The organism is Bifidobacterium sp. UBA4282 (assembly GCF_002394995.1).
In the GTDB taxonomy this organism is placed as follows: Bacteria; Actinomycetota; Actinomycetes; order Actinomycetales; family Bifidobacteriaceae; genus Bifidobacterium; species Bifidobacterium pullorum_B.
The window spans coordinates 8,461-8,759 of record NZ_DGVO01000009.1 but is presented as its reverse complement, the minus strand read 5'-3'; the positions used below and the strand labels follow the sequence as shown (position 1 = coordinate 8,759).

Sequence of the window (299 nt, the reverse complement as noted above, 5' to 3'; positions counted from 1 at the left end):
CGTTTCCGTCAGAACCTGCTGGGTAAGCGCGTGGACTACTCCGGCCGTTCCGTGATCGTGGTCGGCCCGGAGCTGCGCATGCACCAGTGCGGTCTGCCCAAGCCGATGGCCCTGGAGCTGTTCAAGCCGTTCGTCATCAAGCGTCTGGTGGACCTGAACTACGCGCAGAACATGAAGAGCGCCAAGCGTCTGGTGGACCGCGGCGACTCCGAGGTGTGGGGCGTGCTCGAAGAGGTCATCGCCGAGCACCCGGTGCTGCTCAACCGTGCGCCTACGCTGCACCGTCTGGGCATCCAGGC

General features: G+C 65.2%; 1 protein-coding gene. It reads left to right on the top strand.

Annotation, left to right across the window (positions count from 1 at the left end):
* On the top strand, positions 1–299 hold a 299-nt coding region (locus B4C31_RS01055; protein ID WP_291530981.1), incomplete at both ends, for a hypothetical protein.